The organism is Planctobacterium sp. R6 (genome assembly GCF_055755215.1).
The window spans coordinates 143795-163364 of record NZ_JBVTQY010000007.1 but is presented as its reverse complement, the minus strand read 5'-3'; the positions used below and the strand labels follow the sequence as shown (position 1 = coordinate 163364).

The following is a 19570-nucleotide window of genomic DNA, read 5'->3' as shown; positions in this document are numbered from 1 at the left end:
TTTCACTCAAACCTGTCATCCACCCCCTGTCTAACAATACGAAAAACTGAGGCGACAACTATCCTGACACAGGGGGTCATTGAACATACTCGGACAACCTGCAGCGGGAACCAGTTCCGGTGAAGCGATGCAGGAAATAGAGCGACTGGCAGCACAATTGGGCGAAGGGTTTGGGGTAGCCTGGTACGGCATTTCGTATGAAGAACAGCAAACCAGCAGTGATTCCAGTATGTTGTATGTGTTGTCGATACTGATTGTTTTCCTGTCATTGGCGGCATTGTATGAAAGCTGGACGGTACCATTTGCGGTATTGTTGGTTGTCCCATTGGGGCTACTGGGCGCAGTTTTGGCCGCCTGGGTTTTTAATTTGTCCAATGATATTTTTATGCAAGTGGCACTGTTGACAACCGTCGGACTGGCTTCAAAAAATGCCATCCTTATTGTTGAGTTTGCAAAACACTTACACGAACAGGGCATGGATCTGTTGCAAGCCGTTTCGATATCCGCAAAACAGCGCTTCAGGCCAATCATTATGACCTCCATCGCTTTTACCATGGGGGTCGTACCCTTAGCAACTTCCAGTGGCGCCGGATCTGAAAGCCAAAATGCCATCGGTATTGTGGTGATTGGTGGCATGGTAGGGGCAACGTGTCTGGCTATCCTGTTTGTGCCCATGTTTTACCTTTTAACCGAAACGGTTACCAATAAGTTCAGGAACATAAAGGACAACAGCACTAAGCCATAGCAACGAATTTGGGGTGCCCTGACTGAGGTTGCGGCACTGTACCTCTTTAAACATTATTTAAGATTTGTACCGAAAACCGGAAGGAAAATAAGTTATGAAAGTTACATCAAGCGTGATAAGCAGGGCATTTATTCCTATTGCTTTGAGTTGTTGTCTGTCAGCTGTAGCGGATACCTCAGATACTGTGGCCGTTGACAGTGAGCAGGCCATACACACCAGTAGCCCGGGTGTCAAAATCGTTGGCTCAGCAGAAAAATTCAGTGGCCATGTGGTGGTCGATATGTTGTATTCCGCTGACGGTGAAACTCAGGCCAGTGTCGGCCTGGTGGAGTTTGCACCGGGGGCGCATTCTAACTGGCACAGTCATCCTGCGGGGCAATACCTAATCGTTACCCAGGGCGAAGGTTGGGTGCAGGAATGGAATGGTGAAAAGCAGCTGATAAAAGCCGGTAATGTTGTATGGACTCCGCCACTCGTCAAGCATTGGCACGGCGCCACCGAATCAAAAAGCATGAGCCACTATGCGATTCAAAATGCCATAAAGGGCGAAACTGTTCACTGGCTGGAGAAAGTCAGCGAATAGCCATAAGGGCCTGAGTTTGCAGGAAAAAGCGCAGGCCTTAAAACTCGGAAAAGAAATCGCTATCACTTAGACTTTTGCCGTTGGTTCAGTACAATACCGTCACCTGAAGTTCGACAATGTCGGACTTTGTTTTTTCAGGCAAGCTATTACCGAATCGGGTAATTATTGCTGAAGTGACCTACGAGCATGAATTCTATGAAAATTTCCATGATTGCAGCAATGGCCCATAACCGGGTAATTGGTGCGGAGAATCAGATGCCCTGGCATCTCCCTGCCGACCTGAAGCACTTTAAGGCTGTGACCTTAGGCAAACCCGTGATCATGGGACGTAAAACTTTTGAGTCCATCGGCAGACCTTTACCCGGACGGCTCAATATAGTGATCAGCCGATCAGGCTTTGCGGCGGAGGGCGTTACTGTCGTGACCACACCACAGCTGGCTTTGGAAGCTGCTGACGCCGCTGAGGAAGTGATGATTATCGGTGGTGGGGTTATCTATGATTTGTTCTTAGAGCAGGCTGACTGCTTGTATCTGACCTTTATTGATCTTGACGTTGCAGGCGACACGCAATTCCCTGATTATCAGCAGGTGGCAACCTGGTGCGAAGTTGAGAAACAAAGCCATTCACCAGACGATAAAAACCCCTATAACTATCAATTCGTTACACTGCAAAGACACAGGGATTAAATTACAGTGTGCGGGATTTGACGGACAGAGTTTCCAGGGTGGACAGGTTCATCAGCGTGAGTTTTCCACCCCAGATATAACCCGTATCCAGAGCATGTACCCGTTTATTCGGACAATAGCCATCCAGCGCTGCCCAATGACCGAACAGCAAATGATCATCATGTTTCAGTCGCGGGTGTTCAAACCAAGGGAAAATACCCTCAGGCGCGTCCTGTGGCCCGGTTTTGAGGTTCAGGTTTAGCACGGCGTTTTGGTCCACAAATCGCATTCGGGTAAAGGCATCAATGACAAACTTGTGTCTGGCGAGGCCAGTTAAACTGTCGTTCCAACGCACTTCTTCATTGCCGTACATGTATTCCAGCAATTTCAGCCACTGCGGGCTGTTCAAATAGTGACAGGTTGCCTGTGCCAGCTTAAAGGCTTTGCGCTCAGACCATAAAGGATACAGACCAGCATGGCTGAGAAAAAATCCCGGTGCCGGCGACGCGGCCAATGGCTTATTGCGTAACCAGTTCACAATGCGGTTTTTATGGCTGTTTTGCAGGATGGCGCCAAATCCTTCTTTATCGCGATTTTCCCTGATACCCTGACTGACCGCCAGAAAGTGCAGGTCGTGATTACCCAATACGGTGTTGAAGCTGTCCCCTAATGACATTAAAAACTCGATGGTTTCCAGTGCCTGGGGTCCCCGTCCAATCAGGTCTCCCACCGCCCATAAAGTATCTCTTTCGGGTTTAAATTTGGCTTTTAGTAACAGCTTTTTAAGACCGGAATAGCAAGCCTGAATGTCGCCTACCACGTATACAGCCATGCCTGTACCTCGAGATTAATTCAGTGTATTGGGAACGCTCAGTGTGAAAACATCGATAGGCGCTTTAAACAGCTGGCTGTCGCCACAGCTAAACTCATAGTGGCCCTGCATGAAGCCAATGGGAGTGTCCAGAATGGCGCCGGATTTATAGGCGAATTTCTCTCCCGGTTGTATCACCGGGGTTTGGCCTACCACACCTGGGCCAGCCACCTCCGATTGTTTGCCGTCGCCATCGGTTATCAACCAATAACGATTTAACAGTTGCACCGGCACAGTGGCACCATTGGTGATGGTGATGTGATAGGAGAAGGCGTATTTTTTTTGCTCTTTACTGATTTGTTCCGGTAACCAGGCGGTTTCCACCTCGATGTTGATCAAATCTGCAATGTCGCTGTCCTTATCCATAGCTATTCCTGCGTAGGTAATGTGTTTGCCAGGTTGGCAAAGTCCTGTAGAGACAAGGTTTCTGCTCTGGCAGCGGGGTTGATGCCTACCGCTTCTATTTCTGCCTCTGACAACAACTCTTTAAGGCCATTGCGTATGGTTTTGCGCCGCTGATTAAACGCGACGGCACACACCTGGTCCAGTGCTTTTTTACTCTTAACGGCCACCGGAGGCGCAGCATGTGGAATTAATCTGACCACCGCTGAATCTACTTTGGGGGGTGGCTGAAAAGCGTGTGGAGGGACTTCCAGTACCGGGATCACCTGGCAATAATATTGTGCCATGACTGATAACCGGCCATAGTTTTTGTGTCCCGGATAAGCCGCCAGACGATTCACAACCTCTTTTTGCAGCATAAAGTGCATATCGCTCACCATACCGGTGAATTCGAACAGGTGGAACATCAGGGGCGTAGAGATGTTGTAGGGCAGGTTGCCGAAAATGCGCAAGGGTTTGTCTTGCGCCAGTTGTGCAAAATCGTAGCTCAGTGCATCGGTTTCGATTATGGTGAGCTTATCGCGAATAAAGGGGTGTGAACGCAGGCGTTTGGCCAGATCCCGGTCCAACTCCACTACCGTGAGTTTGTCTACCTGAGCGCAAACCGGTTCGGTGAGTGCGCCCAGACCTGGTCCAATTTCCACTAAATTGTCGCCTACGCGAGGTCCGATGGCGCTGACGATGTCAGCAATCACTTGCTCATCGTGTAAAAAGTTCTGACCAAAACGTTTTCGGGCTACATGGCCTAAATGGGCTTTACTCATTAATATTTGTCGCCAGTTTTATTGCTTTGTGGATAGCAACTTTAAAGCTGCCATTGTCGATGTTGCCGGTTCCGGCTAAATCTAGGGCGGTGCCGTGATCTACCGAGGTTCTGACAATTGGTAAGCCTAGCGTAACATTGACCGATGCACCAAATCCTTTGTATTTCAGCACAGGCAGGCCCTGGTCGTGGTACATGGACAAGACTACATCGGCTTCTTTCAGGTATTTTTCCTGAAAAATGGTATCGGCAGGCAGGGGGCCAATTAAATTGATGCCCCGCGCCCTTAAAATATCCAAAGTGGGGTTGATCACCAGTTGTTCTTCTTTGCCAATATGGCCATTTTCACCGGCGTGCGGATTGAGTCCGCAGACATAGATTTTGGGCTGCGGAATTTTAAATTTAGTGATCAGGTCGTGGTGCAAAATACTGATCACTTTGTCCAGTCGCTCCGGCGTAATGGCTTTACTGACATAGGCCAGCGGTATATGGGTGGTTACCAGTGCAACGCGTAAGCCCGGTGTGGAAAGTAACATCACCACGTCAGAGGTATTACTTTGCTGGGCAAAAAATTCAGTATGTCCGGAGAAGGATATCCCGGCCTTATTAATAATACTTTTATTCACCGGGCCGGTAACGACGGCGTCAAATTCACCGCGTAGATTGGCTTCACCAGCCTGACGCAGAGTTTCAACCACGTAGTGACCGTTTTCTTCATTGAGCTGGCCCACTTCTACAGTGGCCGCAGCTTTGATGGGGACAATAAACAACTGCCCGGGGGCCAGAATGCGATCATCCTGCTGCTGATATTCAACCAGTGTCAGGGGTAACCCAAGGCGGGCTGCCCGTTGCTGCATCATATCGGGGTCCGCAAAGGCCACCAGTTGCACATCCCATTCGAGCTGTGCCATCTGTATCACCAGATCTGGTCCTATTCCGGCGGGTTCACCGGGTGTGATAGCCAGTTTTAATGGCATGTTTGTCTCCGAAAGAATTATTCCAGTACTTCGATATAAGCCTGATCACGCATCTCTCTAACCCAGGCTTCTCTTTCTTCACCAAATTTGCGCTGGAATAATAATTGATAAGCTTTTTCCTGTTTCAATTTGTCGGTTACGTCACCGACGCGTTTACCGATCAATTGTACTAAATGCCAACCGTGTGATGATCTGAAAGGGTCTGAAAGTTCGTCAGGTTGATTCAGATTGGCAAGGGCATTCTTAAAGGCTGGCACATAAATGGACGGATCGTTCCAGCCCAGTTCACCACCGCGAGCAGCACTACCTGGATCTTTTGAATGTTCCCTGGCCAGTTCGGCAAAATCGGCGTCACCGGCAAGCACTTGTGCCTTAAAGTCTTTGAGCATTTGCTCGGCGCGTTCTTCACTTAAAATAACCGAAGGCTGAATCAAAATGTGGCGGGCGTTAACTTCTTCAATTTCGGCCACTTCTTTACCGCGAATATCAATAATTTTGAGAATGTGAAAACCTGCACCACTTCTGATTGGCCCAATTAATTCATCTTTGCTGGCGTCGCCAACCACTTCAGCAAACAACGTCGGCATGGTGTTAACATTCATCCAGCCTAAATCACCGCCTTCCAGGGCTCTTGGGCCGGACGAGGCGGTAGTGGCAATTTTGGCAAAATCAGCATCGTCTTTTTGTAAGAGCTCCATCACCTTTTCAGAACGAGATTTGGCGTCGTCGATATCATCCTGTGAAGCACCTGAGGGAAAACCCACCAAAATGTGGCCCATGCGATATTCCACTTCGTTGGCACCCTGTTCGTCAATCAGGCGTACCATGTTGGTAATTTCCTGCGGCGTGATATAAACCCGGCGGCGCACATTGGCGCGGGTTACTTCACCGGTGATCAGTTCTTTGCGAATGCGCTCCCGGTATTGCTCCCAATTCATGCCTTCTGATTCAACTTTGTTGCGTAGCTGCTCTGCAGACATGCCCTCAGCAGAGGCAAAGTTTTTGATAGTGTCTTCCAGTTGTGGATCGCTGACCTGCATCCCCATTCGCTGTGCCATTTGCATTTGCAGCGCTTCGGTGATCAATCGCTCAATCGCCTGGGTGCGCAAAACTCTGTCGTTGGGCAGGTTTTGTCCGTTGCGCAAGGCATTGGATTTAACCGTGGCAATTAGCTCCTCAATTTCACTTTCCAGTACCACGGTTTGATCAACGATAACCGCGACACTGTCTAATTCTTGTTGCTGAGCGCTCACTAACTGCGCACACGATAGTAATAATATTGAAAAGATGATTTTAAGTTTCATAACTAGTTTTAATGACCTATTACATAAGGTTGCTGGTAACCATATAAACCATCGTTTAACAATGATCTCTGGCTACTGCCCTGACCCATTCCTTTGAAAGCGAATTTTAAACCTATACCTGAATCATATTCGTCCAGGCTCTGATTTCCAAGGGCATCGAAGCGATTCGTAAGATGCCTTTCCCATACAATTTGTAACGACCAGCAACAGGAGTCATACTGGAAACCGGTATAACTTTCTGTGCTTCTGTTCAGATCTAAATCCCGATAGTAGCGGCCCACCCATTGCCAATTTTCAGTAATCGACCAACTGGCTGTAACCCCCGCCTGGCTGATTTCAACGCCGGATAAATCCCTGACATAGCGATGCCCAACCTGAATCAAATTGTTGTTATCAAAACGATACTCCAGTGAGACACTGCTTCTTTCAACTCGTTCATTTTGTGAGGAAACTTGTGCATCCAGTGAGGCTGTCCAGCGTGACGTGATGTTCCAGTCAAGCTCGGTGGCCAGTGCGGAACGGTTGCTGTTTTGACGTTCAGCTTCAAGTACCCGGTTGTCACTTAAATAAAAGATTTGGCCGAGACTAAATTTCAGGTGTTCTCTGCCTGCGTCATCAATTAGTCGGGTGGTTACACCCAGCGTTATCTGATTTTTATCACTGATGCGGTCCAGTCCGGTAAACTCCTGTCCGCGGAACAAGCCATCAAAGTCATTCAACAAACGCGTAGTATCGTAAAGTCCGATGTTGTCCTGGTTTTTGTAACTGGTGTAAAGATATTGGGCTTTGGGCTCAAGGGTTTGGGTGAGGTTTTTGCCAAACCACTGGGTGTCTCGTTCGAATGCCATAGTGCCGTAGAGCCGCACCTGTCCCAGGGTACGACTGACATTTTTATCCAGGTTGGTATCTTCGGTATTTTTCTGACGATAGCTGGTGTGCAGGATGCTGGTTTCAGCTAAAAACTCCGCCCAGGGCGTATACCAGGGCAGTGATAATTTGGGGGCGATGTGTAACCTGGCGGCCTTGGGCAAGCCCCCTTCGCGGTTATCAAACAGGGCTAACTCAGAATGCACGTCTAAATTGAGGTACTCTCCCTGCCAGATGTCGTAATCCAGTTTGATCTCCGGTAGTGCGCGATAGGTACTGGGGTGATCACCAATAACTTCGAAATCTCTGAAGCTGGCATTAATATCCAGGTTATGGCTGTCATACGCCAATGACACAGTTTTGAACAGGTGTGTATCCGCCCGGTTATAAAAGTCAGAACCCAGGTCGACGATATAGTTATCGTCGCTTAACTGATTCCATTCGGCATTGATAAACCAGTTTTCGGTTATTTCGCCCTGGTGGGTAAGGCGATAGAAATAGCGGGAATCGTTATCCGGCGTATCGGTATCTTTGGCCATGTATTCCAGGTGAACCGCGCCGGTGTGTTGCTCGGTTAAGTAGCGGAATTCGTTTTTTAACTGGAATCCCCGATCGGTCATCACCCGGGGCGTAATGGTGGCGTCGTAATTCGGTGCGATATTCCAGTAAATTGGTTGTTGATACGACAAACCAAAGGTATCGGAGCTGTTAATTTTGGGTAACAGCAAACCGCTTTGGCGCTGCGTGGTTACCGGAAAAGAAAAGTAAGGTAAATAAAACACCGGTACATCTTTGATGTAAAAACGCGCATGTTTTACGGTTCCCCATAGCTCATTGGGTTTGAGTTCAATTTCACTGGCGACAATTTTCCAGTCTTCCATGTCTTCCGGACAGGTGCTGAAACTAACGTCTTGTAACGCAATTCCCTGAGTTTGATTGAGCTGGATTTTTTGCGCGGCACCACGGCCCTGAAATTGCAACATCCGATAACCGGTACTGTTCATTTCCATTTTGTTGGAATCGAGATCCAGTAACAGATCCTCGCTTTGTACCTGCATTTGCCTGTCCTGAAATTGAATATCACCGGAAGCAGTCAGTTTTCGGGTATTTTTGTCAATTCGGGCGTTTTGCGCTTTGATTTGGGCTTTTTGACTGGCAATTTCTACATTGCCACTGAAGTCAGCTAACTGGTCCTGAATCATGGATACAGAATTGGCTTTTACCACAATTTCACCCTTAGCCGCCAAAGCTTGCTTATCAATGGATGGCACCGGCACCAGACATTGTTCGTCTGCCAGTGACATACTGCTGAACACGACAGCAAACGGGAGAAAGTAATGTTGCTTGATTTGCATAAAAAAAGGTATTGTGATGCCTTAATTGACCAGAAACAGTGAGAATCACGGCTGAATTCTAAAGGTTTCGTTGTTTTTTACCAGCGTATCGTTAAAAAAATACTAAATAGCGTTCAGATTTGGCTCACACACTACGTTGAACCTGATAAACTGACAACCATAAAAACAAAAAAGTTAACGTTCAGCAAATTAACTTTTCCCAAGAGAATTTGTTCGACTTACTTGCGCTACAAAAAGAGTTCCTCATGGCCATTATTGAAAAAGATGCCCAACAAGCCAGAGCGGCAGCCCTGTTAGCCTGGATAAACTCGGAGACCCGTTTCCAAACTCCGTCTCTGGACATTGTTTCCGGGGATGCCAGTTTCCGTCGTTACTTCCGTTTTACCTGGCAACAACAGGCTTACATTGCTGTTGATGCCCCACCTGACAAAGAAAACAATCCGGCGTTTTATCACATTGCCCGACGCTATTTAGCGGCAGGTGTTCAGGTGCCAAATATTGAAGCGGTAGACCTGACTCAGGGTTTTTGGGTACTTCAGGATTTTGGCAATAAATTGCTGTCTGATTTTTTTACGCAGGACAATATTGAATCCCTGTACCAGTCCGCACTGGCCGTGTTACCGGCGATACACAAGGTCACCGACACCGAAGTGGGGGCCTTACCGCCGTTCGATGATACTTTGCTGGACAATGAATTTTATCTGTTTAATCACTGGCTGTTACAGGTGCATCTGGACCTGCCGTTAACGACCAGCCAGAAAAGCGTTATCCAACAGGCACAGGACGCTATCAGAACGGTGTTTAAATCCCAGCCACAGGTTGGGGTGCATCGCGATTATCACTCGCGCAATTTAATGATTTTAGATAATGACGCAGTGGGGATCATCGATTTTCAGGATGCGGTAGTCGGTCCGGTTACTTATGATGCGGTGTCCTTATTGCGGGACTGTTATGTAGTGTGGCCGGAGTCCATGGTAGACAGGCTGCTGGCGCAGTGGCAGGCAGAATATTATCCCCAGTTTGATGCTGAGACGTTTCGTCTGTGGTTTGATTTTGTTGGTATGCAACGACATATCAAAGCCAGCGGGATTTTCTGTCGTTTGTGTCACCGCGATGGCAAGCAAGGCTATCTGGCAGATGTACCCAGAACTCTGCAATACATCGTTACTTTTGGCGAACGCTATCCGCAGACTCAGGCGTTTGCGGCTTTGCTTCGCGAGGTGATCATTCCTGCCGTACAGGCGAAAAAAGCGGCCTGAACAGTGAATATTGAAAGTGTCATGATTCTGGCTGCAGGTCGAGGGGAGCGTATGCGTCCTTTGACTGATATCTTGCCTAAACCCTTACTGCCGCTCAATGGTAAGCCACTGATGCAATATCATCTGGAGAAGCTGCAAAACACCGGGATCAAGCGAGTGATTATCAATCACGCCTGGTTGGGTCATAAAATTGAAGCGGCATTTGGGGATGGCAGGCAATTTGGCTTTGATATTCACTACAGTGCTGAAACCGAAGCATTGGAAACCGCTGGTGGCATTGTTAAGGCATTGCCTCTGCTGGGGGATGCTCCGTTTTTGGTGGTCAATGGTGATGTCTATGCGGATGTCGACTTTGCACCCTTGCTGCATTCGCCGTTGCAGGCATTGGCCAAATTGCTGCTGGTGACGAATCCTGAACATCATCCTGAGGGCGATTTTTCCCTGGTAGACGGGAAGCTGCGGGAAAAACAACCCCAGTTAAACAGTTTCACTTTCTCTGGTATTGCGCTGTATCACCCCGATTTTTTTGCCGGGCTGCGTCCTGAAAAAATGCGCCTGGCACCGCTAATTCGCAAACACATTGCTACCGGTCAGGTGCAGGGCGAATGGCACAGGGGTAAGTGGTGTGATGTAGGAACACCTGAAAGACTGGCGCAATTAGAAGAGGAACTGCAAGCGTGAATATCTGGGGAAAAGTATTAGGGACGCTGTTTGGCGCCATGTTCGCCAAAATCCCGGGGGCAATCCTCGGTTTTATCGTCGGCCATATGTTCGATAGGGGATACAGTCAGGACTTTAATCAGATGGGCGGTTTTGGTCGCTTTTTTGTGGATAAGGACTCGGTCAAAAATCAGGCTGTTTTCTTTCATGCCTTGTTTTCTGTTCTGGGCCATGTGGCAAAGGCTGATGGTCGGGTTACTGAAGCTGAAATCCAGGTTGCTACTCAATTGATGAATGATATGAATCTCACCGGTGACACCCGCAAAGAAGCACAGCAGGCGTTTCGTGAGGGCAAGGCGGCCGATTTTCCGGTTAAAGATATCCTGAAAGAATTTTACGAGTCATGTTATGGCCGCCGGGATATTTTGCAAATCTATCTGGAAATTTTGATTCAGGCCGCTTACGCCGATGGCCGCATGGATGCCAAAGAGCAAAAAATCCTGCTGGAAGTAGCACAGACCCTGAAGTTCCAGAAACAAGAGTTGCTGTATTTGATTTCTGCGTTTGAAGCGGAACTGCGTTTTCGCCGGGCCAGTCAGCAACAGCAAGCCTGGCAACAGGAGCAGGCTGCCAAAGGACCCGGCTGGCGCCCGCGCAGTAAGGCAGAGCAAAAACGCTCCAGAGACGAGCGGGCAGATGAGAGCGACGACAGTTTTGATGAAGAAGCCTATTACCGGCGTCAACGAGAGCAATATTCGCGCAAACATTATCAGCAGCGGGATGGGACCTATCAGGGTGGTCAACAATCCCGGCAAACCTACTCACAGGCCGATCGACTGAATGATGCTTATAGGATATTAGGGGTAAACGCCAATACCGATCCTAAAGCGATTAAAAAGTCCTACCGGAAACTCATGAACGAACATCACCCTGATAAACTGGTGTCTAAAGGCTTGCCGCCTCAGGCGTTGGACATTGCCAAGCAAAAAGCCCAGGATATTCAGGCGGCTTATGAGCTGGTGAAAAAAGAAAAGGGGCTGTAATGGATGATGATTACCAAAAGGTGTAATCATGGTCTGGCAGCCCTTATTTGAGTTTCGCAGTAAGCTTATTGCGGGTTAATAACGGGTTCCGGTAGCAGGGTGACTTTCTTTAGCATCACGTTTTCTACAGGTACATCTCGCCAACCCAGTTCAACATTGTAGGCAGTTTCCAGCTGTGACAATTGGTCCACCACTTCTGCACCTTCCAGAACCAAACCGAATACCGCATAACCCCAGTTGCGGCCCGGATTCAGGTAATCATTGTCTGCAACATTAAAAAAGAACTGCCGGCGGGCACTGTGAGGATCATCTTCACGCGCCATGGCGACGGTATAGATATCATTTTTTAGGCCATTACCAGACTCATTAAAAATCTTACCGAATGAAGGTAATTCATTGAATTCTTTATCGTAGCCTCCGCCTTGCACCACAAAACCCGGGACAATACGGTGGAATACGGTGTTGTCGTAACTGCCTTTTTCCACATAACGCAAAAAGTTGTTCACGGTAATCGGTGCGCGACGACGATCGAGCTCTACCACCATATCGCCATAGTCGGTTTCAACTTTGACACGGGGATACAGGTTGTTGGGTTGGATATGGGAACCGTCCTTGGCGGCCTGGGATGCACAAGGAATGAGCATAAAAGCCATGAAAAAAACGGTAATTAAAAAACGCATGAAGACTCCTGTTAACGTTTAGTGCTGCTTAAAATAACGAATTTGCGATTACTTGCAACCACTTTACAACCGCCGAAAAGGCGCTTTAATTTTTCGTGGTAACCCAGATGTCGGTTCCCCACAATGCGCAGTTCACCGCCTTTTCGCAGGGCATGTTGGGCATCGCTGAACATTTGCCAGGCAATGTGATCCGTGATGGTATTTTGTTGATGGAAAGGCGGATTGCAAACAATCAGATCCAATGCCGATACTGCGGCCTGCTCCAGGCAGTTAGAATGAAAAAACGTCACCGGGATATCTGGCGCATTGTGCCTGAGGGTCAGGGATGCGGACGCTATTGCACTGGCTGATTCATCCACACAATAGAGGTGATTTGGCTTGTGCCTGGCAATGGCCGCAGACAAAACACCGTTTCCGCAACCTAAATCCAGTACGTTTTTATCCCGACAATCTGGCAGGTGGTCCATCATAAAGCGGGCACCGATATCTAATGAGGCGCCAGAAAAGACATTGGCCTTGTTGTAAATTGTTAATTGGGGTGATTCTGTGTCCCAACAGACAGGATATTTGGACTGGCTTTGTCGTTGTTTATTTACCTGGCTGAAGATAAGCCGGGACTTTTTTACGGCCAGTGAGGTATGCGTGCTGCCCAGGTGTTTTTCATACAGGGCCAGGGTACTTTTTTGAATTTGATTCGCTTTTCCGGCAGTGATAACTGTGGCTCCGTCGGGAAGCACTTGCCGCAACCGGATCAGCTGCTCCACCAGAAAACCATTGTTTTTCGGGAGTTTGATAATGGCAATATTTGCGGTGTCGGGTAACTGGCCCAGGCTATTGGTGATATCAAACGGCAGTGCTATGTCAGTGTTGCGTTGCCAGTTTTGCTGCAAGGCCAGTTGCGCAACTTTGGAATCCGAGTACCAGCTGGTAACAGCATCGCCTAATACACAGGCCAGTGCGCCAAAATCGTCATTTAATACCAGTATTGAACGGCTGCTGAGTAATTGCTGTTCCTGCAGATAGTTTATCAGATATTCATCGGCAGAATCCCACGCCTGCAGGCTGGTGTGTTGTTTTTCCGGGGGATATCGGTAAAGCTGCCAGGTGTTATCCTGTATACTGAGTTCTGTTTTCATCAGGTTTTCTTAAATATTGCCGGTCGGGACGCTATGCTGTTGCTATGAAACAAATTGACTTACTCACCAACCTGCCCGGTGGGCAGGCATCGTCAGGGCAGTCTATCACAAATCCTGGCCACGCCACCCGCAAACCTGCAACAGGCTCCTCGAAACGTGCTTTGTTACCGGGCATTGATGGGTTTTTTGATGGGACGCTTCGCTATGTGCCCGATTTTGTGGCGAAGCGGGATAGCGCGAAGTTGTTTACTGCTTTGCGGACTTCCTTGCAATGGCAGTCAGACAAAATAAAAGTTTATGGCAAATGGCATGTGATACCGAGATTACAGGCCTGGTATGGTTTACCTGATGCCGGCTATCAATATTCCGGAAAGTACATGGTGCCGTTGCCGCTCACGGAAGAATTGGCGCACTTAAGCGCCTTGTGTAGTCGTTTTGCCGGAGTCGAGTTTAATAGTGTGCTGGCTAATCTCTACCGCGATGGACAGGATTGTATGGGCTTTCACAGTGATGATGAGCCTGAACTGGGGCACAATCCGGTGATAGCGTCACTGACTTTGGGCGCGACCCGTCGATTTGATCTGATCCACAAAAAGCAGGCTGTTAAGCTGCAACTGGACCTGCCATCAGGCAGTTTACTGGTTATGCAGGGAACCACTCAGCAGCATTGGCAACACGGTATTGCCCGAATAAAGCGACCCGTTGCAGAGCGAATTAACCTGACCTTCAGGCGTATCAAAGGCAAGAGAACATCGGTTATAGAATCTGATAAAATCCAAAAATAAAAATATAAGTTTGGCACTCAATCAGTTATCAAAAAGCAAGCGCTTTTTCTGCTTATTTCAGTATTTAAAATTAAAAACACAGGCTAAATTTAGTTAAGTGTTTTGTGTTTTTCAGTGTAAGTCGGCATCGGATTTACATCTTAAAAGTACAAAGCACGTATTTGAGGTAGGCAATGTTCTGGCTCCTCTACAAAGGCAAATAAGCTCTTATCTGTGTTAGCGTCAGATTTGATTATGGAGGCATTCACAAGTGAACATTCAAAATTCGATTGAAGATAAGTTAACGGCCCACTTTGAGCCCGCTTTTCTGGAGGTCATCAACGAGAGTTCTAATCACAATGTACCTATTGGGTCGGAAACACACTTTAAGGTGGTACTGGTAACACCGCGTTTCCAGGGGCAGCGTTTGTTGCATCGTCACAAAGATGTTAACCGCGTGCTCAAAGATGAAATAGAAAACCACATTCATGCCCTTGCACTGCATACATACACTGCTCAGGAATGGGAGCGCCTGTATGGAGACGCACCGGATTCTCCTGCCTGTCTCGGTGGCTCAGGTCGCAAAGCTTCCTGAACCCGGTACAGAGCGAAGTGTTAAAAAGACGTCATTGTGACGTCTTTTTTGCTATATAGCCGGACAAAAATCGCGCAGCCAGGGAATTTACAAGAGTTTAACATTCCCATTTTTGCGAAATTTTGATAAAAAGCTCTTCTATCAATCATTTAGAACCTGTTGGACGTTGCATTAAAAACACAGGTTCTGAGATTAAACACATCGTCTCAATCAAAATCTTTGGAATTTCATGTCGCAAAAACTTAGTCAACTTATTGATGTTGTTCATGAAAAGCTTTGCTTTATGGTTAGTTTGTTCACCCTGCTGATGACGGCATTGACCTTTCTTATTGTGGTGTTGCGCTATGGATTTGACATGGGGTGGGTCGCCATGCAGGAGTCAGTGATGTATTTGCATGCTGCGATATTTATGTTGGGTGCGGCACATACGCTAAAACTGGATGAGCATGTGCGGGTTGATGTGTTTTATCGCAATTTTTGTCCCAGGAAAAAAGCCCGGGTAAATTTCTGGGGAGGCCTGGTATTTTTACTGCCGCTCACCAGTTTTATCTTTTTCATGAGCTGGGATTATGTGGCCAAGTCATGGTCATTGATGGAGGCCTCGCAGGCCGCCGGTGGTTTACCGACCTTGTTCCTGTTGAAAACCTTTATCCTGTTGTTTGCGGCTACCTTGTTTTTACAGGGAATTTCTGAAATTGCAAAGAATGCCCAACTGGCTTTTTCAGGAGATCAGTAAATGGAAATCATGGCGCTATTGTTGTTTGTTTGTGTCTGTGGTGCGTTATTACTGGGTTATCCGGTGGCATTTACCCTGGCGGGCACCTCGTTGCTTTTTGCCGGTTTGGGCATAGTTACCGGCACCTTCGAAACCTCCTATCTCAATGCGTTGCCCAGCCGGTTGTTTGGCATTATTAACAATCAAACCTTATTAGCGGTACCATTGTTTGTGCTGATGGGGATTGTGCTGGAAAAATCCAAAGTAGCAGAAGATCTGCTAAACGCTATGGCAAAGTTATTCGGTAATTTTCAGTCTGGTCTGGTGTTATCGGTAATTTTAGTGGGGATGCTGTTGGCAGCCAGTACCGGCATAGTTGGTGCAACTGTGGTTACCATGGGGCTGTTATCGCTACCGGCAATGCTCAACAAAGGTTATCCGCAATCACTGGCCTGCGGCAGCATTTGTGCTACCGGCACATTAGGGCAAATCATTCCTCCGTCTATTGCACTGGTGTTGTTAGGCGATGTGCTCTCCGGGGCTTATCAACAGGCTCAGTTAAATATGGGGAATTTTTCGCCTGATTCTGTGTCCGTCGGTGATTTGTTTGTGGGCGCTATTGTCCCTGGATTAATGTTGGTGGCCCTGTATGCGTTGTATGTTTTGATCGTGACGCCAATCGTCGCGAAAAACAATGACAGTGCCAGCGAGGACACCTTTCAGGGCAGTGTTTTTGGCGCCTTATTCCCACCTTTGATGTTAATTATTCTGGTGTTGGGATCGATTCTGGCTGGCTTTGCGACACCCACAGAGGCTGCAGGTGTTGGGGCTACCGGCGCAATATTGTTAGCGTTTGCGCAACAGAAAATGGACTGGAGTCGTCTCAAAGCCGCGGCCATGGATACCACCAAAGTTACCGCCATGATCTTTATGATCCTCATTGGCGCTTCCATATTTTCACTGATATTTCGGGGCTTTGGTGGCGAAGAAATGATTCACGGCTTTTTCGAAAGACTGCCAGGTGGGGAGTTTGGCGCTGTCCTGATGGTAATGGTGATCATCTTTTTCCTCGGCTTTATTCTGGATTTTATTGAAATAACCTTTGTTGTCGTACCTTTAGTGGCGCCTGTTTTGTTTATGATGGGCGTTGATCCTGTGTGGTTGGGGATCATGATTGCCGTGAATTTACAAACGTCATTCTTAACGCCACCGTTTGGTTTTGCGTTATTTTATTTACGTGGCGTGGCACCACCACAGGTGCAAACGGTTGAAATCTATAAAGGTGTTGCTCCATTTGTGGTAATACAATTGGGCCTATTGATCATGATGGCTATATGGCCTGAATTGATTACCTGGCTCCCAGAGAAAATATACGGATAGGAAACCTATGTTGGTATTCAAAAAATGGTTTTTAGTGGCGTCTGTGACGCTGTTGATGAGTTGTACGGATTCAGCGTCAGATTCACCGGCGCAGGCTGATGGTGCTGTTGCGCAGCAATCATTCGAATGGAAACTGGTCACCAGTTGGCCGAAGAATTTTCCGGGGCTGGGCAAAGGGCCGGAAACCTTTGCTGAAATGGTTAATCAGATGTCAGCCGGGCGTCTTAATGTCAGAGTTTATGGCGCCGGTGAGATAGTACCGGGGTTTGAAGTGTTTGACGCTGTAGCGCAGGGGACCGCTCAGATTGGTCATTCCGGCCCCTATTACTGGAAAGGCAAGGCACCTGCAGCACAAATATTCACCGGAGTCCCCTTTGGTATGAATGCCCAGGAAATGAACGGCTGGCTGCATTACGGTGGTGGTCTGGCGCTGTGGCAGGAATTGTATAAGCCATTTGGGCTAATTCCCTTTGCGGGCGGTAATACCGGTACTCAGATGGCGGGTTGGTTTAAAAAAGAAATCAACAGTGTTGAGGATATTAAAGGTCTGAAAATGCGCATACCAGGCCTTGGCGCTGAAGTGTTAAAACGCCTGGGTGGCGTGCCAGTGTCACTCACCGGTGGCGAGCTGTTTACTTCATTGCAAACCGGTGCGATTGATGCCACTGAATGGGTGGGGCCTTACAATGATTTGGCGTTTGGGTTACATAAAGCCGCCGATTACTATTATGCATTTGGCTGGCATGAAACCGGCACCACGCTGGAATTTATCGTCAACGAACAGGCTTACAAAGCATTACCTGCGGATTTGCAAAAGATAGTGGAAGTTGCCGCCAGAGCGGTAAACCAGGACATGTTAGATGAATACACGGCGCGCAATAATGCCGCGTTACAAACCCTGTTGAATACTCATGAGGTAGCGTTAAAACAACTACCGGACGATGTGATACAGGCACTCAAAGCGGCCACCGACGAAGTGTTAGCAGAGCAATCGGCGGCAGATCCGCAATTTGCCAAAATTTATCAACACTATAAAAAGTTCCAGCAAGAAGTGGCTAACTTCCATGGTATTACTGAGGCCAGACTGTACCAGAGCCGGCAATAACACGCCCTGATGGATTGAACTTCAGGGTGACTGAGCCGGATCGACAGTATGATTTTGCATTGCCATAACAGAGATACACAGCTGTTCAGAGTTGTTGAATCCTGTGCGCTGGTTACAATAGGCAGCAATTAAACAGCTGAACCGTTACTGTGTTTGGCTGTCACCATTTAACACAATAAGGAATGTCCTCAGCTATGGTTATTCAACCAAAAATTCGCGGATTTATTTGTACTAATGCTCATCCGGTTGGATGTGCGCATAATGTCAGCAGTCAGATTGATTATGTAAAAGCGCAATCCCATTCAGAAGATGGCCCGAAAAATGTACTGGTTTTAGGCTGTTCGACTGGGTATGGCCTGGCGTCGCGTATTGTGTCGGCATTTGGTTACGGTGCTAAAACTCTGGGGGTGTGTTTCGAAAAGGCACCGTCAGAAAAGAAAACCGGCACCGCTGGCTGGTACAATACCGCCGCGTTTCATCAGCAGGCTGAGGAAGCCGGGCTGTACCACAAAACCCTGAATGGGGATGCGTTTTCTAAAGAGATCAAAGCACAGGTGATTGACGCGATTAAGCAGGATATGGGGCAGGTGGATTTAGTGATCTACAGTCTGGCATCGCCGCGTCGCACTGACCCTGAAACCGGTGAAGTCTATAAGTCGGTACTCAAGCCTGTTGGAAAAAGCTATACCACCAAAACGTATGACACAGATAAGGACCTGGTACACGAGGTATCACTGGAGCCAGCTTCTGACGATGATATTCAAAATACCGTTAAGGTGATGGGCGGCGAAGATTGGGAATTGTGGTTAGATGCGTTAGGCGAAGCCGGGGTATTAGCGCAAAACTGCAAAACGACTGCTTACACCTACATTGGCAAAGAATTAACCTGGCCTATTTACGGTCATGCTACGATTGGTAAAGCGAAAGAAGACCTGGATCGCGCTGTGCAGGCCATCGAGAGCAAGCAAGCGGCGTTAAACGTCAAAGCCTATGTGTCTTCATTAAAAGCACTGGTAACTCAGGCATCATCTGCAATTCCGGTTATGCCATTGTATATTTCCCTGATATATAAGGTGATGAAAGAAGAGGGCACCCACGAAGGTTGTATTGAGCAAATCGATGGTTTATTCCGATTGTTACAACAGGAAGCGCCACAAGTGGATGAAGCCGGGCGTTTGCGCATGGATGGTAAAGAAACCAATGATGCCACTCAGGCCAAAATAAAAGCGTTGTGGGATCAGGTGACTCAGGAAAACTTCCATCAGTTGAGTGACTATCAGGGATATCACCGCGAGTTTTTACACTTGTTTGGTTTTGGATTCGACGCGGTAGATTATCAACAGGATGTCAGTCCTTTAGCCGACTGGTAACTATAAATTTACACCGATGTTTCAGACAAAACACCGCCAAGGCGGTGTTTTGTGTTTTTACTCAGAACAATTTGGGCGAAAAACCGTATCGGATAAAAAGCCAGCTTCGTTGACAAAACACAATCTATTGCTAGTGTAATGAATAAAATCTGTACAGCTTATGGCTAAAAATAAAGCAAAAAAACCAGCCTGGGCACATAGGCGTAGCGCAAATTGGTCATGTAGTGCTAGAATTCGGCAGTTTGTTAAGCGACGTTTCATGTGGTTACAAATTTTATTTTGTAAGACAGTGGCGCGAAGCGGATTGATAAACGGTTCTTAAGACCTTTT

The 19570-nt window shown here is 47.7% G+C and carries 20 protein-coding genes; 12 read left to right on the top strand and 8 right to left on the bottom strand.

Annotated features, from left to right (window positions below; translation table 11 throughout):
• Positions 1-79 precede the first annotated feature (79 nt).
• The 3 genes from AC0J20_RS07165 to folA all read left to right on the top strand — a co-directional run bounded on the left by AC0J20_RS07165 (position 80) and on the right by folA (position 2015).
• Positions 80-745 (top strand): efflux RND transporter permease subunit, encoded by a 666-nt coding sequence (locus AC0J20_RS07165; protein WP_473021173.1) that lies wholly within the window; start codon positions 80-82, stop codon positions 743-745.
• Between the two features lie 94 nt (positions 746-839).
• Positions 840-1328, top strand: a complete 489-nt coding sequence (locus AC0J20_RS07160) for a (R)-mandelonitrile lyase (RefSeq protein ID WP_473021172.1) — start codon at positions 840-842, stop codon at positions 1326-1328.
• A 195-nt stretch (positions 1329-1523) separates the two neighbouring features.
• On the top strand, positions 1524-2015 hold the full coding sequence (gene folA, locus AC0J20_RS07155; protein WP_473021176.1) for a type 3 dihydrofolate reductase: 492 nt from the start codon (positions 1524-1526) through the stop codon (positions 2013-2015).
• Position 2016: 1 nt separating this feature from the next.
• Here the strand turns inward: folA and AC0J20_RS07150 are convergent, their stop codons facing one another.
• From AC0J20_RS07150 to AC0J20_RS07125, 6 genes are read right to left on the bottom strand one after another with little or no spacing between them, the layout of a single operon-like run.
• Complete coding sequence (locus tag AC0J20_RS07150) at positions 2017-2826, bottom strand: symmetrical bis(5'-nucleosyl)-tetraphosphatase (RefSeq protein WP_473021171.1); 810 nt, start codon at positions 2824-2826, stop codon at positions 2017-2019.
• Between the two features lie 15 nt (positions 2827-2841).
• Positions 2842-3231 (bottom strand): Co2+/Mg2+ efflux protein ApaG, encoded by a 390-nt coding sequence (gene apaG, locus AC0J20_RS07145; RefSeq protein ID WP_229528370.1) that lies wholly within the window; start codon positions 3229-3231, stop codon positions 2842-2844.
• A gap of 2 nt (positions 3232-3233) precedes the next feature.
• A complete protein-coding gene (gene rsmA / locus AC0J20_RS07140) occupies positions 3234-4031 on the bottom strand; it encodes a 16S rRNA (adenine(1518)-N(6)/adenine(1519)-N(6))-dimethyltransferase RsmA (RefSeq protein WP_229528371.1) in 798 nt (265 codons plus the stop codon).
• Positions 4024-5007: a 4-hydroxythreonine-4-phosphate dehydrogenase PdxA gene (gene pdxA, locus AC0J20_RS07135; RefSeq protein ID WP_229528372.1), complete on the bottom strand. Its 984-nt coding sequence runs from the start codon at positions 5005-5007 to the stop codon at positions 4024-4026. Before pdxA ends, rsmA begins: the two co-directional genes overlap by 8 nt.
• Positions 5008-5024: 17 nt before the next feature.
• Positions 5025-6311 (bottom strand): peptidylprolyl isomerase SurA, encoded by a 1287-nt coding sequence (gene surA, locus AC0J20_RS07130; protein WP_473021170.1) that lies wholly within the window; start codon positions 6309-6311, stop codon positions 5025-5027.
• 8 nt (positions 6312-6319) lie between these two features.
• Entirely contained in the window at positions 6320-8533 is a 2214-nt protein-coding gene (locus AC0J20_RS07125) for an LPS-assembly protein LptD (RefSeq protein ID WP_473021169.1), read from the bottom strand.
• Positions 8534-8778: 245 nt separating this feature from the next.
• Here AC0J20_RS07125 and AC0J20_RS07120 point away from each other — a divergent pair, with 245 nt between their 5' ends.
• The 3 genes from AC0J20_RS07120 to djlA are packed head-to-tail and all read left to right on the top strand — an operon-like array spanning position 8779 to position 11495.
• A complete protein-coding gene (locus tag AC0J20_RS07120) occupies positions 8779-9792 on the top strand; it encodes an aminoglycoside phosphotransferase family protein (RefSeq protein ID WP_473021168.1) in 1014 nt (337 codons plus the stop codon).
• 3 nt (positions 9793-9795) lie between these two features.
• A complete protein-coding gene (gene murU / locus AC0J20_RS07115) occupies positions 9796-10473 on the top strand; it encodes an N-acetylmuramate alpha-1-phosphate uridylyltransferase MurU (RefSeq protein WP_377307148.1) in 678 nt (225 codons plus the stop codon).
• A complete protein-coding gene (gene djlA, locus AC0J20_RS07110) occupies positions 10470-11495 on the top strand; it encodes a co-chaperone DjlA (RefSeq protein WP_473021167.1) in 1026 nt (341 codons plus the stop codon). Before murU ends, djlA begins: the two co-directional genes overlap by 4 nt.
• Positions 11496-11560: 65 nt before the next feature.
• On the opposite strand, the gene AC0J20_RS07105 is transcribed toward djlA, so the two are convergent.
• Both AC0J20_RS07105 and AC0J20_RS07100 read right to left on the bottom strand, forming a co-directional pair.
• A complete protein-coding gene (locus AC0J20_RS07105; protein WP_473021166.1) occupies positions 11561-12175 on the bottom strand; it encodes a peptidylprolyl isomerase in 615 nt (204 codons plus the stop codon).
• Positions 12176-12186: 11 nt separating this feature from the next.
• Positions 12187-13311, bottom strand: a complete 1125-nt coding sequence (locus AC0J20_RS07100; RefSeq protein ID WP_473021165.1) for a methyltransferase — start codon at positions 13309-13311, stop codon at positions 12187-12189.
• A 44-nt stretch (positions 13312-13355) separates the two neighbouring features.
• Between AC0J20_RS07100 and AC0J20_RS07095 the strand changes: the two genes are divergently transcribed.
• The 6 genes from AC0J20_RS07095 (at position 13356) to fabV (ending at position 19240) form a co-directional block, all read left to right on the top strand.
• Complete coding sequence (locus AC0J20_RS07095) at positions 13356-14096, top strand: alpha-ketoglutarate-dependent dioxygenase AlkB family protein (protein ID WP_473021164.1); 741 nt, start codon at positions 13356-13358, stop codon at positions 14094-14096.
• A gap of 250 nt (positions 14097-14346) precedes the next feature.
• The gene (locus AC0J20_RS07090) at positions 14347-14670 is read left to right on the top strand and encodes a BolA/IbaG family iron-sulfur metabolism protein (protein WP_229528378.1); all 324 of its coding nucleotides are present in this window, start codon (positions 14347-14349) and stop codon (positions 14668-14670) included.
• Positions 14671-14899: 229 nt separating this feature from the next.
• Positions 14900-15406, top strand: coding sequence for a TRAP transporter small permease subunit (locus AC0J20_RS07085; RefSeq protein WP_229528379.1), 507 nt, complete (start codon positions 14900-14902; stop codon positions 15404-15406).
• A complete protein-coding gene (locus AC0J20_RS07080) occupies positions 15407-16765 on the top strand; it encodes a TRAP transporter large permease (RefSeq protein ID WP_473021163.1) in 1359 nt (452 codons plus the stop codon).
• Between the two features lie 7 nt (positions 16766-16772).
• Positions 16773-17870: a TRAP transporter substrate-binding protein gene (locus AC0J20_RS07075; RefSeq protein ID WP_473021162.1), complete on the top strand. Its 1098-nt coding sequence runs from the start codon at positions 16773-16775 to the stop codon at positions 17868-17870.
• A 194-nt stretch (positions 17871-18064) separates the two neighbouring features.
• On the top strand, positions 18065-19240 hold the full coding sequence (gene fabV / locus AC0J20_RS07070) for an enoyl-ACP reductase FabV (RefSeq protein WP_229528381.1): 1176 nt from the start codon (positions 18065-18067) through the stop codon (positions 19238-19240).
• Positions 19241-19570 lie beyond the last annotated feature (330 nt).